Below are 15,179 nucleotides of genomic sequence, written 5' to 3'. Positions count from 1 at the left end.
GCCCCTTAGAGAACTGCTTTCGGGTAGGAACCCAGCACCTTGAGTGCCACTGCTTCCTGACTGATCTTTTCCAGCACACCCTTGACCAGCGGGTCGCGGTGGTGGCCGACGAAGTCGATGAAGAACACGTAGGTCCATTTACCGCTGCGCGACGGACGAGTCTCGATTCGCGTCAGGTCGATGCCATTGTCGTGGAACGGCACCAGCAACTCGTGAAGCGCACCCGGCTTGTTGCTCATCGAAACGATGATCGAGGTCTTGTCGTCGCCGGTCGGCGGCACTTCCTGGTTGCCGATCATGAGGAAACGCGTGGAGTTATCCGGGCGGTCCTCGATTTTTTCGGCCAGACGTGTCAAGCCGTACAGGCCGGCCGCCATGTCGCCGGCAATCGCCGCCGAGTTCCACTCACCCTTGACCCGCTTGGCCGCTTCGGCGTTGCTGGACACCGCCACGCGCTCGACATTCGGGTAATGGGCGTCCAGCCACTTGCGGCACTGGGCCAGGGACTGGGCGTGGGAGTAGATGCGGCTGATGCTGTCGGTCTTGGTGTTTTCACCGACCAACAGGTGATGGTGGATACGCAGCTCGACTTCGCCGCAGATCACCATGTCGTGTTCAAGGAAGCTGTCGAGGGTGTGGTTGACCGCGCCTTCGGTAGAGTTCTCCACCGGCACCACGCCAAAATTCACCGCCCCCGCCGCCACTTCACGGAACACTTCGTCGATCGCCGCCATCGGCTTGCTGATCACCGCGTGGCCGAAGTGCTTCATGGCCGCCGCCTGGGTGAACGTACCTTCAGGGCCGAGGTAAGCCACTTTCAGCGGCTGCTCGAGCGCCAGGCACGACGACATGATTTCGCGGAACAACCGCGCCATCTCTTCGTTGCCCAGCGGCCCCTGGTTGCGCTCCATGACACGCTTGAGCACCTGAGCTTCGCGCTCAGGACGATAGAACACCGGCACTTCGCCTTCGGCCAGCGAGGCCATCTTTACTCGCGCGACTTCCTGGGCGCAGCGCGCACGCTCACTGATCAGTTCCAGGACCTTTTCGTCCAGGGCATCAATGCGCAGGCGCAGTGCCTTGAGTTCTTGCTCAGACATTAGCCGTGTTCCTTCTCGAACTCTGCCATGTACGAAACCAGCGCATTGACGGCGTTGATGTCGACGGCGTTATAGATGGAGGCGCGCATGCCACCCACGGAACGGTGCCCCTTGAGGTTCAACAGGCCACGCTCGTCGGCACCGGCCAGGAACGGCTTGTCCAGACGATCATCAGCCAGGCGGAACGGCACGTTCATCCACGAGCGGTCCGACTTGTTGATCGGGTTGCTGTACAGGCCGCTGGCATCGATGAAGCCATACAGCGTGCGCTGCTTGACTTCGTTGAGCTTGCCGATGGCCTCGACGCCGCCCTGCTCTTTGAGCCACTCGAATACCAGGCCGGACAAGTACCAGGCCAGGGTCGGCGGGGTGTTGTACATCGAACCGTTATCGGCCGCGACCTTGTAGTTGAGCATGGTCGGGCAAATGGAGCGCGCATGACCCAGCAGGTCTTCGCGAACGATGTTGACCACGATACCACTCGGGCCGATGTTTTTCTGGGCGCCGGCGTAGATCATGCCGAAGCGCGAAACATCCACCGGGCGCGACAGGATGTCCGAGGACATGTCGGCGACCAGCGGGATATCACCGGTCTCGGGAATCCATTGGAATTCCAGGCCGCCGATGGTTTCGTTCGGCGCGTAGTGAACGTAGGCCGCGTCTTTCGACAACTTCCATTCGTTCTGGCCGGGAATGGCGAAATAGTCGTAAGGCTTGGCGGTGCCGGCAACATTGACATGGCCGTAGCGCGAAGCTTCTTCGATGGCTTTCTGCGACCAGATACCGGTATCGATATAGTCGGCCGAGCCGTTTTCCGGCAACAGGTTCAGAGGAATCTGAGCGAATTGCTGGCTGGCGCCACCTTGCAGAAACAGCACTTTATAGTTCGAGGGGATATTCAGCAGATCACGCAGATCCTGCTCGGCCTTGGTGGCGATGGACACGAACTCATCACTGCGATGGCTCATTTCCATGACCGACAGACCCTTGCCGTGCCAGTCGAGGAGTTCACCCTGGGCGCGCTGCAGGACAGCTTCGGGAAGCGCCGCAGGACCGGCACAGAAGTTATAGGCTCTCTTGCTCACATCCAATCTCGCTCTGATTTGGTGGTATCACGCAATAAATCGCAACATCAATCGACACCCTGTAGGAGCGAGCTTGCTCGCGAAAAACCTGAGGACGCCGCGGGATGCCAGGCTTCCCGCGTTATCGTTAACGTCCATCGCGAGCGAGCTCGCTCCTACAGAAGGGACATAATTATTCAAAGGGACAAACAACAAGGGGGCGAATTTTCATCCGCCCCCTGCTTACCCGCTTATTCCTGTGGTTCTTCGTCAGCGGCGGCGTCGAGTTGTTGGTCTTCGGCAACGTCGTCGATCACGACTTCCCCGACAAACCCTTCACCCTCTTCACCTTCCAGCTCTTCACCCTCGACTTCCGACGGCTCCTGAACCCGCTCCAGCCCGACCAGTGTTTCGTCGTTGGCCAGCTTGATCAGGGTCACGCCCTGAGTGTTACGACCCAGGCTGGACACTTCGTCGACACGGGTACGCACCAGGGTGCCCTGGTCGGAAATCAGCATGATTTCCTCGCCATCGAGTACCTGGACTGCACCGACCAGACGGCCGTTACGCTCGTTGCTGACCATGGCGATAACGCCCTGGCCGCCACGCTTGTACTCAGGGAACTCGGTGATCGCCGTGCGCTTGCCGTAGCCACGCGCCGAAGCGGTGAGGATCTGGCTGCCTTCTTCCGGGATCAGCATGGAAATCAGCTTCTGACCTTCCGGCAGACGCATGCCGCGGACACCGCGAGCGGTACGGCCCATGGCGCGAACGTCGGTTTCCTTGAAACGGGTAACCTTGCCGCCGTCGGAGAACAGCATGACTTCGCGCTCGCCATCGGTAATGGCGGCAGAGATCAGTACGTCACCTTCGTCCAGCTCCAGCGCGATCAGACCGACGCTGCGTTGACGACTGAAGGATTCCAGCGGGGTCTTCTTCACGGTGCCTTTAGCAGTCGCCATGAAGATGAAGTGACCTTCGGTGTATTCCTCGACCGGCAGCATGGTGGTGATGTATTCATCACTGTCCAGCGGCAGCAGGTTGACCAGCGGACGACCACGGGCAGCGCGGGACGCTTCCGGAATTTCGTAGGTTTTCAGCCAGTACACTTTGCCCTTGCTGGAGAACAGCAGCAGCGTGGTGTGGCTGTTGGCAACCAGCAGGTGAGCAATGTAGTCCTCATCCTTGACGCCGGTCGCCGACTTGCCTTTACCGCCACGACGCTGAGCCTGATACGCAGCCAATGGCTGGGTCTTGGCGTAGCCACCGTGGGAGATGGTCACGACGCGCTCTTCTTCCGGGATCATGTCACCCAGGGTCAAGTCGAGACGGGCATCGAGGATCTCGGTGCGACGCACATCGCCGTACTCGGCGCGGATCACTTCCAGCTCTTCGCGGATCACTTCCATCAGACGCGTGGCGCTGCTGAGGATGCGGATCAGTTCGCCGATCTGGTTGAGGATCTCTTGATACTCGGCCAGCAGTTTTTCGTGTTCCAGACCGGTCAGACGGTGCAGACGCAGTTCCAGAATGGCTTGCGCCTGTTCTGGCGACAGGAAGTATTTGCCGTCGCGTAGGCCGTATTGCGGGTCCAGGGTTTCTGGACGGCAAGAGTCGGCACCGGCACGTTCGACCATGGCCACCACGGCAGAGGATTCCCAGGCAGTACTGATCAGCGCTTCCTTGGCTTCCGACGGCGTTGGCGAGGCCTTGATAAGGGCGATGACCGGGTCGATGTTCGACAGGGCAACCGCTTGACCTTCCAGAATGTGACCACGTTCGCGGGCTTTACGCAGCTCGAACACGGTACGGCGGGTAACGACTTCGCGACGGTGACGAACGAAGGCTTCCAGCAGGTCCTTGAGGTTCAGGATCCGTGGACGGCCGTCGATCAGCGCAACGATATTGATACCGAACACCGCTTGCAGCTGGGTCTGGGCGTAGAGGTTGTTGAGGATGACCTCAGGCACTTCGCCGCGACGCAATTCGATCACGACGCGCATACCGTCCTTGTCGGACTCGTCGCGCAGTTCGGTGATGCCTTCGAGCTTCTTCTCTTTTACCAGTTCGGCGATCTTCTCGATCAGACGCGCCTTGTTCAACTGGTAAGGGAGTTCGGTGATGACGATCTGCTGGCGGCCACCGACCTTGTCGATGTCTTCGATCATCGAGCGGGCGCGCATGTAAATGCGACCGCGACCGGTGCGGTAGGCTTCGATGATGCCGGCGCGACCGTTGATGATCGCGGCGGTCGGGAAGTCCGGACCGGGGATGTATTGCATCAGCTCGTCGACAGTCAGCTCTGGATTGTCGATGAGCGCCAGGCAACCGTCGATGACTTCACCGAGGTTGTGCGGCGGAATGTTGGTCGCCATGCCCACGGCGATACCGCTGGAGCCGTTGACCAGCAGGTTGGGAATACGGGTCGGCATGACCGCCGGGATCATTTCGGTGCCGTCGTAGTTCGGCACCCAGTCCACGGTTTCTTTATGCAGGTCAGCCAACAGCTCGTGCGCCAGCTTGGTCATGCGCACTTCGGTGTATCGCATGGCCGCAGCGTTGTCGCCGTCCACCGAACCGAAGTTGCCCTGGCCGTCTACCAGCAGGTAGCGCAGGGAGAATGGCTGCGCCATCCGAACGATGGTGTCGTACACCGCGGTATCACCGTGCGGGTGATACTTACCGATCACGTCACCGACAACACGGGCAGATTTCTTGTACGGCTTGTTGAAGTCGTTGCCCAGCTCGCTCATCGCGAACAGCACGCGCCGGTGCACGGGCTTCAAGCCATCGCGCGCATCCGGCAGTGCCCGCCCGACAATTACGCTCATCGCGTAGTCGAGGTAGGACTGCTTCAGCTCGTCTTCGATATTGACCGGGAGGATTTCTTTGGCCAGTTCGCCCATGAGAAGCCTGATTCCTTTTTCTGGTGAAACTTCGTCAGGACCAACGAAGCTCGCCGCTGCAGGCTCAGTGCCATGCATTGGCTTACAACAAATCAACGAGTTATGCCATGGATCTGTGCAGTACGGGTCGCCACTTGGGGCAACCCTGGAAACCGCCGGATGTTATCACAAGAGCCGCCACGCACCTATCCCCCAGATGCGCATGGAGAGTAGTTAGTTGACCGGTGACAGGCTTGAAGGGGACGAGAGAGGCTTAGAGCTGTGTTGAATGGAGAATTTGTGGCTGATTCGGGCTGATTTGTTGGCTTTAAGGGCCTCTTCGCGGGCAAGCCCGCTCCCACAGTGTCCTGCGGCGGTCACAAAACCTGTGGGAGCGAGCTTGCTCGCGATGGCGGCTTACCAGACACCAAAGATTATCAATGCAGACGTTTACGGCACATCAACTGCGCCATTTTCGCCGTATCCGGGCGTTCTACAATGCCTTTTTCGGTGACGATCGCATCGATCAGATCCGCCGGCGTCACGTCGAACACCGGGTTAAAGGCATGAACATCAGCCCCGACGCGCTTGCCGCCGACCTCCAGCAACTCGCGACCATCACGCTCTTCAATCGGGATCTCATCGCCACTTGCCAGATTCATGTCGATGGTCGAACTCGGCGCCACCACCATGAAGCGCACGCCATGGTGCATGGCGTTGACCGCCAGTTGGTAGGTGCCGATCTTGTTCGCCACGTCGCCGTTGGCGGTAATCCGGTCAGCGCCGACGATGACCCAGGTAGGGCCTTTGGTCTTCATGATATGCGCCGCGGCAGAATCGACATTGAGGGTTACTGGAATGCCTTCATTGGCCAGTTCCCACGCGGTCAGCCGCGAGCCCTGTAGCCATGGGCGGGTTTCGTCGACATAGACCTGCTCGACCATACCCTCGATGAATGCTGCACGAATCACCCCCAACGCCGTGCCAAAGCCGCCCGTGGCCAGCGCGCCGGTGTTGCAGTGGGTCAGGATCGCCTGGGCGTTGCCCTGATGCTTGCGGATCAGGTCCACACCCAGCTGGGCCATGGTCAGGTTGGCTTCGCGATCACTTTCATGAATGGCGATAGCCTCGGCCTCCAGCACCGCCAGCGGATCGGCATTGTCTTTCAGGCGATCAAGCCGGTCGTGCATGCGACCCAGCGCCCAGAACAGGTTGACCGCGGTAGGACGAGAATCGGCCAACAGCATGAAATCCTCTTCCAGCGCCGCGTACCAGTCACCACCTTCGGCAATACGGGCACGGGCAGCCAGTACGATGCCATAAGCCGCACTGATACCAATCGCCGGAGCACCGCGCACCACCATCGAGCGAATGGCCTCGGCCACGCCAGCAGCGCTGGTGTAGGCGATCCAGGTTTCCTCGAACGGCAAAATGCGCTGATCCAGCAGATGGAGAGCGCCATCACGCCAATCGATGGCCTTCACCTTTTCCGCAGCCAACAGTCGATCGCGCATCCCTCACCCCGCACTCATGAACAAAAGCCGCCGATTATAGCGATCCCCCCGCGAAGACGCTCGGGTATACTTCGCCATCCTATACAAAAGCACTGGAACCGACCCTCGATGCCGAACACTGCCGCTGCGCTCGACCTGTTATTGCTGCCGACCTGGCTGGTACCCGTCGAACCTGCTGGTGTTGTGCTCAAGGAACATGGCGTGGGCATCCGTGATGGACGCATCGTGTTTATCGGCCCACGTTCCGCCGCGCTGAAGCTTAACGCAACCGAAACCCGCGAATTGCCCGACATGTTGCTCAGCCCCGGCCTGATCAATGCCCACGGGCACGCGGCGATGACGCTGTTCCGTGGCCTGGCCGATGACCTGCCATTGATGACCTGGCTGGAAAACCACATCTGGCCCGCCGAAGCCAAGTGGGTCGACGAGGACTTCGTGCGCGACGGCACGGATCTGGCCATCGCCGAGCAAATCAAAGGCGGCATCACCTGTTTCTCTGACATGTACTTCTTCCCGAAGGTTGCCAGCGAGCGCGTGCACAACAGCGGCATTCGTGCGCAGATCGCGATTCCGATCCTCGACTTCCCCATTCCGGGCGCCGCTACGGCGGACGAAGCCATTCGTCAGGGCGTTGAACTGTTTGGCGATCTCAAGCACCACGAGCGCATCAAAATCACCTTCGGCCCCCATGCGCCCTACACCGTAGGTGACGAAAACCTGGAAAAAATCCGGGTGATCGCCGAGGAACTGGACGCCTCGATCCACATGCACGTGCATGAAACGGCGTTTGAAGTGCAGCAATCGGTCGAGCAGCGCGGTGAACGACCGCTGGCCCGGCTGGCGCGCCTGGGCTTGCTGGGGCCGCGCTTCCAGGCGGTTCACATGACCCAGATCAGCGAAGAAGACCTGGCGCTGCTGGTAGAAAGCAACAGCAATGTGATTCATTGCCCGGAGTCGAACCTGAAGCTGGCCAGCGGGTTCTGCCCGGTCGAGCGTTTGTGGGAGGCCGGGGTCAATGTCGCGGTCGGCACCGATGGCGCGGCCAGCAACAATGACCTGGACCTGCTCGGCGAAACCCGCACCGCGGCTCTGCTGGCCAAGGCTGTTGCCGGCTCGGCCACCGCGCTGGATGCCCATCGCGCCTTGCGCATGGCCACCCTCAACGGTGCCCGGGCACTGGGTATCGAGGCCGAAACCGGCTCGCTGGAAATCGGCAAGGCCGCGGACATGGTGGCTTTCGATCTCTCCGGCCTGGCCCAGCAGCCGGTCTACGACCCGGTTTCGCAGCTTATATACGCCACCGGCCGGGACTGCGTGAAACACCTTTGGGTTGCCGGCAAGCAGTTGCTCGACGACCGTCGCCTGACACGCCTGGATGAACAACAGCTTGTCACTGTCGCGAAGGCCTGGGGCCAGCGCATCAGCGGCCGCACCGAATCGTAAGCACCCTGGAGCACAATCCGGGGCAACAGGATTTTTCAAGTTTTAGAGGACTTAAACCATGAGCAACGTCGACTACGCCGAAATCGCCAAATTCGAGGCCCTGGCCCATCGCTGGTGGGACCGTGAAAGCGAATTCAAACCGCTGCACGACATCAACCCGCTGCGGGTCAACTGGATTGACGAGCGGGTCAATCTGGCCGGCAAGAAAGTCCTCGACGTCGGTTGCGGCGGCGGCATCCTCAGCGAAGCCATGGCCCAACGCGGTGCGACCGTGATGGGTATCGACATGGGCGAAGCGCCGTTGGCGGTTGCCCAGTTGCATCAGCTGGAGTCGGGCGTGAGCGTCGAGTACCGGCAGATCACCGCCGAAGCCCTGGCCGAGGAAATGCCCGAGCAGTTCGACGTGGTCACCTGCCTGGAAATGCTTGAGCACGTGCCGGACCCTTCGTCGGTCATCCGTGCCTGCTTCCGCATGGTCAAGCCCGGCGGCCAGGTGTTCTTCTCGACCATCAACCGCAACCCGAAGGCGTACCTGTTCGCCATCGTCGGCGCCGAATACATCATGAAGCTGCTGCCGCGCGGCACCCACGACTTCAAGAAATTCATCCGCCCTTCCGAACTCGGCGCCTGGAGCCGCATGGCTGGCCTGACCGTCAAGGACATCATCGGCCTGACCTACAACCCGCTGACCAAGCACTACAAGCTGGCGGCCGACGTGGACGTCAACTACATGATCCAGACCCTGCGCGAGGAGTAAGCCGATGCCAATCAGAGCAGTTCTTTTCGACATGGACGGCACCCTGCTCGACACCGCGCCGGACTTCATTGCCATCTGTCAGGCGATGCGTGCCGACCGTGGCTTGCCACCGATTAACGACAAGCACATTCGCGACGAGATTTCCGGCGGCGCCAAGGCGATGGTCGCGGTGACCTTCGCCATGGACCCGGAATCGCCGGGGTTCGAGGAACTGCGCTTGGAGTTTCTGGAGCGCTACCTCGTCGGTTGTGCAGTCCACAGCAAGCTGTTCGACGGCATGGGCGAACTGCTGGCGGACATCGAGAAGGCCAACCTGATCTGGGGCGTGGTCACCAACAAGCCGCTGCGCTTCGCCGAGCCGATCATGCAACAGCTGGGGCTGGCTGAACGCTCGGCGCTGCTGATCTGCCCGGATCATGTGAAGAACAGCAAACCGGACCCGGAACCGTTGATCCTGGCCTGCAAGATGCTCGACCTGGACCCGGCCAGCGTGCTGTTCGTCGGCGATGACCTGCGCGACATCGAGTCGGGCCGCGATGCCGGCACCAAGACTGCCGCCGTGACCTTCGGCTATATCCACCCGGATGATAATCCGCGGCATTGGGGTGCGGATGTGGTGGTCGATCATCCGCTGGAGTTGCGTAAGGTGCTTGATAGCGCACTTTGCAGCTGCTGAGCCAGATAGCTTGACGTGGGCACCTGCTTTTGTGGCGAGGGAGCTTGCTCCCGCTGGGTCGCGAAGCGACCCCTCTGCCTATGCATGCGCCTTCTCGGGAACCGTTATTAAAAGATTACGACTGCTTCGCAGCCGAGCGGGAGCAAGCTCCCTCGCCACAGGTTCGATGCAGGTCTTTGAAGAGGTTTTTTATGTTTGATTATTCCGCCCGCCCCGAACTGCTCAAGGATCGGGTCATTCTGGTCACCGGCGCAGGACGCGGCATCGGCGCCGCAGCGGCAAAAACCTACGCAGCCCACGGCGCAACCGTGCTGCTGCTGGGCAAGACCGAAGCCAACCTGACCCAGGTCTACGACGAAATCGAAGCCGCCGGCCATCCACAACCGGCGGTGATCCCGTTCAACCTCGAAACCGCCCTGCCCCATCAATACGATGAACTGGCAGCCATGATCGAAAGCGAATTCGGGCATCTCGACGGCCTGCTGCACAATGCTTCGATCATCGGCCCGCGCACGCCGATCGAGCAGCTTTCCGGCGAGAACTTCATGCGGGTCATGCAAGTCAACGTCAATGCCATGTTCATGCTTACCAGCACACTGCTGCCGCTGCTCAAGCTGTCGCAGGATGCCTCGGTGGTGTTCACTTCCAGCAGCGTCGGCCGCAAGGGACGTGCGTACTGGGGCGCTTACGGCGTCTCCAAGTTCGCCACTGAAGGCCTGATGCAAACCCTGGCTGACGAAGTCGATACCGTGGCCCCGGTACGTTCCAACAGCATCAACCCGGGCGCCACCCGCACCAGCATGCGCGCCCAGGCTTACCCGGGTGAAAACCCACTGAACAACCCGACGCCCGAGGAGATCATGCCGGTCTACCTCTACCTGATGGGCCCGGACAGCACTGGTATCAATGGCCAGGCGTTCAACGCCCAGTAACGACCGTACGTCGCTTTCTGGTGCCGCGCCAGCTTCCTGTCGCGGCACTCGAAGGCTCTCGGATTCGAACCAGGCACTTGTCAAATAAACGTCACACACTGCGCCATACAGGTAGCAGACAAACAACAACCAGTTGATTTAACACAGCTTTTATTCGGATGAACCGAATGGCACGACTTTCGCTCTAAGTTTGCTCAGACACGTAACGTGAAAGCAGACAGGGGGGTGGAGCTTGAGTGCAGAGATTACTCATCTTCTACAAAGCGGATTAAACTTGTACGAAATGTCCTACGGGACTGACGGACCAGTACGACGCGCAGCCCTAAGCCGCTCTCACCCTGCTTGTAAGACAGCCTTACTGCTTAGGGGCGCACGCCTTATGAAACCACCTTCCCAGACCAACGCAATTGACTTCGATAGCGCCAAATTGCAGCGCCTGGGCTTTGGTCAGCAGCCGCCCCTTCTGGAAAGACCTGTCAGTCTTGCGCAATTGCGCCAGCAACTGAGCCTGCAGCTGCAAACCAGTCTGGAGCCTCAGCGCATTCTTGGGACGTTCTATCGCGAGATTCAGCGGCTGGTGCCGTTGGACGCCTTGTGCTACCAGCACAAGAGCAGTGACCTGCGCCTGGAGTTCGGCCAGCGCGGCCACCACTCCATCAGTTACAGCCTCAGCCACGAAGGCGAACATCTGGGTGAGCTGATCTTCCGTCGCAATCAGCGTTTCAGCGAACAAGAACAGGGCCACCTCGAATCACTGCTGGCCGCGCTGCTTTTCCCGATGCGCAATGCGCTGCTTTACCGTACCGCCACCCAAAGCGCACTGCGCGACCCGCTGACGGGCGCCGGTAACCGCATCGCCATGGACCAGACGCTGCAAAGGGAAATCGAGCTGTCCCGGCGCCATCTGCAACCGTTGTCGGTGCTGATGCTGGACATCGATCATTTCAAGCTGGTCAATGATACCCATGGCCACAGCACTGGCGATGACGTGCTCAAGGCGGTCGCCACCTCGATCAAAAACCAGCTGCGCAACGTGGACATGGTGTTCCGCTATGGTGGCGAGGAGTTCCTGATCCTGCTGTCGAATACCTGTCGCGAGGCCGCGGCCTTGGTCGGTGAGCGGCTGCGGTTTGCAGCGCAGTCTGAAGAGTACCTGGCCGATGGTCACAGGATCCTGCTGACGGTCAGCCTCGGCTGTTCGACCCTGTTGCCCGGCGAGTCCGCCGAAAGCCTGTTGCGGCGGGCAGACAGTGCGTTGTATGTGGCCAAGCGCGAAGGTCGTAACCGGCTGGAGATGGCGGGCTGATTTTTCAGCCGTGTCACAAACCAATGTGGGAGCGAGCTTGCTCGCGAATGCGGAATATCAGCGACATCCATGCCGCCTGATACACCACTTTCGCGAGCAAACCCGCTCCCACAGTTTTTATTGCGTGATAGCTGTATCAGCCTTCGGCCAATGCCATCCGCTCACGCACGACCGGTGCCCGTTCTGCGTGCTCCATTTGCATGCAACGTTCGAGGAACAGGTACATATAGTCGTAGCTCTTGCAAACGGCCTGACGCAGTTCCACCTGCAGGGATTTGCTCGGATTGGTGCCCGCCAATGTGCAGATGATCTCCAGGGCTTCCCATGGATGGGCATCGTCGTATTGGGCATGCATCTTCAACCACTTCATCGTCCGCTTGCGATCTTCCTCGGGGAACGAGGCGGCGTAGATACCATTGGAACACACTACCGCCGACCATTCCCCGGTCGCCCCTTCGATGGCGTAGTTGGTGGCGGCAATCGCGACGATCAGCGAGTCGGCGGAACTGGTGTGCCAGCACCAATGGCTCAGGGCGTGAAGCTCAGGGGGAACCTGCTGCGCCTGCAGCTCTTCCAGGCTGACACCGTGCGCGCGACTCCAGTGCACCCAGTAATCGGCGTGGTTCAGTTCGACGCGGATGTTGCGCATCAGCCAGCGACGGGCCATGTCCTCGCCGGGATGACGGGCAAAGCGAGTCTTGGTCAGGTTTTGTGCCATATACAACGCGAACTGTTCGACCACCGGCCAGCCACCTATCAGGTACTGGCGCATGGTCTTCGCACTGAGTTTGTTGTCTCGCATGCGTTGGTACAGTTCGTGTTCGACAACCCGGCGCTTGCTCTCGCTGCAATCCTGGATCAGGCGCTGGGCCCAGGCAGGGTAACTTGCAGCTTCCATGAGCGGTCCGGTTCGGTTGAATGTATCGATCACTGTCGAGCTCCTTTTGATTGTGATTGTCAGACCGGCAGGAGTTTCAACGGAACGTGCCAGGCGCCTTGAACAACAGCGGCTGAGGCCTGGCAGGGCGACTCAGCAAGCTATCGCAGGTAAACAACTGCGGGCGTTCAATCACATACCCTTGAGCGTAATCTACCCCGATCTCCAGCAATGCCTGCTCGATCTGGGGCGTTTCGACAAACTCGGCAATCGTGCGCTTACCCATCACATGGCCAATGTGATTGATCACTTCGACCATGGCGCGGTTAATCGGGTCGTCCAGCATATCCTTTACGAAACTCCCGTCGATCTTCAGGAAGTCTACAGGCAAATGTTTCAGGTACGCGAATGAGGACATTCCGGCACAAAAGTCGTCCAGGGAAAAATGGCAGCCTAAGCCTTTGAGTTCATTAATGAATCGAATGGCGCTGCCAAGATTTGAAATAGCACTGGTTTCAGTAATTTCAAAACAAATCATTTCAGGCGGAATCGAATACGTCACAAACTGTTCGCGCAAGAAGTCCAGGAACGCCTCATCCCCGATCGTCGTGCCTGACAGATTTATCGCACACATGGCCAGCGGCCCGTTGCCTTGCTCGGCCCGGCATTGGGCGATGATCTTGAACACGTTCTGCACCACCCAACGATCAAGCGAGCTCATCAGGCCATAGCGTTCAGCGGCCGGAATGAAGCTGTCAGGCAAGATCATCCGCCCGGCTTCATCATGCAATCGCAGTAGAATTTCAATGTGCCCGCTGTCCTGTTCGACATGGCCCAAGGGGACAATTTCCTGGGCGTACAGGCAGAAGCGGTCTTCCTCCAGCGCCATGTGCAAACGCTGCACCCAGGCCATTTCGCCGAAGCGCAGGGACAATTCCGAGTCATCCGGATGATAGACCTGGACCCGGTTGCGGCCCTTTTCCTTGGCCATGTAGCACGCCATGTCGGCAGCACGCAGCGAGGCTTCGAGCGTCGTCGGATTCTGCGCGACATGGACCAGCCCGATACTGACAGTGGTCACGAAAGGCCGGCCCTTCCAGACAAAATGCAGATTCTGCACAGTCTGGCGCAGGCTCTCGGCAATTTTCTCCGCCGCTTCCGGTGCGCAGTTTTCCAGCAGGATGCCAAACTCGTCGCCACCCAGGCGCGCCAGGGTGTCGCCTTCGCGCAGCCCGGATTGCAACAGCGCGCAGATGTGCCGCAACAGTTCATCGCCCGCCGCGTGGCCGCAGGTATCGTTGACCAGCTTGAACTGGTCCAGATCGAGGAACATCAGTGCATGGCGACCTGCATAGCGGGTCAGGTTGTGCAGCGCCTGTTCCAGGCGATATTCGAACTCGCGACGGTTGGCAAGCCCGGTCAAGGCATCGTGGGTCGCCTGCCACGACAGATTGGCGATGTATTGCCGCTCCTGGGTCATGTCATGCAGCACCAGTACCGTCCCGCTGACTTTGCCGGCATTGCGGATTGGCGCGCCCACCAGCGTGACCGACACCGTGCTGCCGTCCAGGCGTTGAATCAGTTTGGAGTGCTCACTGCCACCACTGAGCTGACCGCTCAGAATATGCTCGATCAGGGTGAAACCATCGGTCTGGGCATTTTCGTCCAGCAGGTTGAACAGCGCCGCCAGCGGCAATCCCGTCGCCTGCTCGGCCTTCCAGTGGGTCAACGCCTCGGCCGCCGGATTCATGTAGGCGATCGCACCGGAAACATCCGTGGTGATCACTCCATCACCAATTGATTGCAGGGTGATCTGCGCCCGTTCTTTCTCCACCTGCAGCGCATCGGCAAAGGCATGGCGCTGCTTGAGCAGTTTATGGGTACGCATCAAGGCCAACGCAATCAAACCCAGGGCGGTGGCCAGATTCGTCACCAGCAACAAGCGCAGAATCACCCGCGAACCTTCGCCCAAGGCATCGCTGAACGCCTTTGCCGCTGGCGTCACGCCGTCGTTGATGGCGAAGATCTGCTCCTTCCAGCGCTGTACATCCACACCGGAGACCGGGCCGGCAGCGATGTGCTGATGCATGTCCCGCGCAACGTCATCGAGTTGGACCAGATAGGCATCACCCACGGTCCAGAGGTTGATGGCTTTTTCGAGATAGCTGAAGTGACGAAAGTTGAGGTACAGCCAAATCAGGCTGGAAACGTCGTCCGGGTGGTTGCCGCCCTTGAGAATCGCCACACGTGCCGCCTCGATATTCGGCGGTTGATGATCCAGCGCCACGCGCAACTCATGCCCGCCCTGAGGCACGGAAATGGCCTGCTGGTATTTACGAAAAATCGCTTCGTCGCCGCTGTCGGCGTAGAGGTTGAGGTAATAGATGGCGTCTTTCTGGCCCTTGGACCAGAGGCTTTCGCCGGCAACATAGCCGCGAACCGCCGACAGCACATAAAGGCTAACGCCGCCCAGCAAGGCTTGAAACACCACAACGGCGATAAATGGCCAGACGATGCCCAACAACCGTGGCGTTCCGAGAGTCCGCGTTTGATTCATGAGGTCCCTTGCATTAGCACTGCTTGTTCGTCTTCCGGACGAAATCGCTATAGCTAGACTAGGTTGCG

Annotated in this window: 11 protein-coding genes; 5 read left to right on the top strand and 6 right to left on the bottom strand. The window is 59.7% G+C overall.

All coding sequences use genetic code 11. The features are described 5' to 3' along the window. Positions 1–5 precede the first annotated feature (5 nt). The 4 genes from pheA to mtnA form a co-directional block, all read right to left on the bottom strand. Entirely contained in the window at positions 6–1,100 is a 1,095-nt protein-coding gene (pheA, locus tag VC35_RS22160; RefSeq protein ID WP_007939916.1) for a prephenate dehydratase, read from the bottom strand. Beyond that, positions 1,100–2,185 carry a 3-phosphoserine/phosphohydroxythreonine transaminase gene (gene serC, locus VC35_RS22155; protein WP_046042602.1) on the bottom strand — a complete coding sequence of 362 codons (1,086 nt, stop codon included), beginning with the start codon at positions 2,183–2,185 and terminating at the stop codon, positions 1,100–1,102. The genes pheA and serC overlap by 1 nt, the downstream gene beginning before the upstream one ends. 230 nt (positions 2,186–2,415) lie before the next feature. Beyond that, positions 2,416–5,070, bottom strand: coding sequence for a DNA gyrase subunit A (gene gyrA, locus VC35_RS22150; RefSeq protein WP_046042601.1), 2,655 nt, complete (start codon positions 5,068–5,070; stop codon positions 2,416–2,418). Between the two features lie 416 nt (positions 5,071–5,486). Next, a complete protein-coding gene (mtnA, locus tag VC35_RS22145) occupies positions 5,487–6,563 on the bottom strand; it encodes an S-methyl-5-thioribose-1-phosphate isomerase (RefSeq protein WP_046042600.1) in 1,077 nt (358 codons plus the stop codon). 108 nt (positions 6,564–6,671) lie between these two features. Here mtnA and VC35_RS22140 point away from each other — a divergent pair, with 108 nt between their 5' ends. The 5 genes from VC35_RS22140 to VC35_RS22120 all read left to right on the top strand — a co-directional run bounded on the left by VC35_RS22140 (position 6,672) and on the right by VC35_RS22120 (position 11,677). Next, the gene (locus tag VC35_RS22140; protein ID WP_046042599.1) at positions 6,672–8,006 is read left to right on the top strand and encodes a TRZ/ATZ family hydrolase; all 1,335 of its coding nucleotides are present in this window, start codon (positions 6,672–6,674) and stop codon (positions 8,004–8,006) included. A 58-nt stretch (positions 8,007–8,064) separates the two neighbouring features. Continuing rightward, entirely contained in the window at positions 8,065–8,763 is a 699-nt protein-coding gene (ubiG, locus tag VC35_RS22135) for a bifunctional 2-polyprenyl-6-hydroxyphenol methylase/3-demethylubiquinol 3-O-methyltransferase UbiG (protein ID WP_046042598.1), read from the top strand. A gap of 4 nt (positions 8,764–8,767) precedes the next feature. Beyond that, positions 8,768–9,439 (top strand): N-acetylmuramic acid 6-phosphate phosphatase MupP, encoded by a 672-nt coding sequence (mupP, locus tag VC35_RS22130; protein ID WP_046042597.1) that lies wholly within the window; start codon positions 8,768–8,770, stop codon positions 9,437–9,439. 191 nt (positions 9,440–9,630) lie between these two features. Beyond that, positions 9,631–10,371, top strand: coding sequence for a YciK family oxidoreductase (locus tag VC35_RS22125; protein WP_007999919.1), 741 nt, complete (start codon positions 9,631–9,633; stop codon positions 10,369–10,371). 379 nt (positions 10,372–10,750) lie between these two features. After that, positions 10,751–11,677, top strand: a complete 927-nt coding sequence (locus VC35_RS22120) for a GGDEF domain-containing protein (RefSeq protein WP_046042594.1) — start codon at positions 10,751–10,753, stop codon at positions 11,675–11,677. A 136-nt stretch (positions 11,678–11,813) separates the two neighbouring features. Here VC35_RS22120 and VC35_RS22115 read toward each other — a convergent pair whose 3' ends face one another. Together VC35_RS22115 and VC35_RS22110 are read right to left on the bottom strand one after the other, a co-directional pair. Then, the gene (locus VC35_RS22115; RefSeq protein ID WP_263290451.1) at positions 11,814–12,575 is read right to left on the bottom strand and encodes an iron-containing redox enzyme family protein; all 762 of its coding nucleotides are present in this window, start codon (positions 12,573–12,575) and stop codon (positions 11,814–11,816) included. A 76-nt stretch (positions 12,576–12,651) separates the two neighbouring features. After that, complete coding sequence (locus VC35_RS22110; RefSeq protein WP_046042591.1) at positions 12,652–15,111, bottom strand: EAL domain-containing protein; 2,460 nt, start codon at positions 15,109–15,111, stop codon at positions 12,652–12,654. Between the last annotated feature and the right edge of the window lie 68 nt (positions 15,112–15,179).

Origin of the sequence: Pseudomonas fluorescens, assembly GCF_000967965.1 — a bacterium.
GTDB classification, from domain to species: domain Bacteria; phylum Pseudomonadota; class Gammaproteobacteria; order Pseudomonadales; family Pseudomonadaceae; genus Aquipseudomonas; species Aquipseudomonas grandcourensis.
This window is presented reverse-complemented; position numbering and strand designations above follow the sequence as displayed.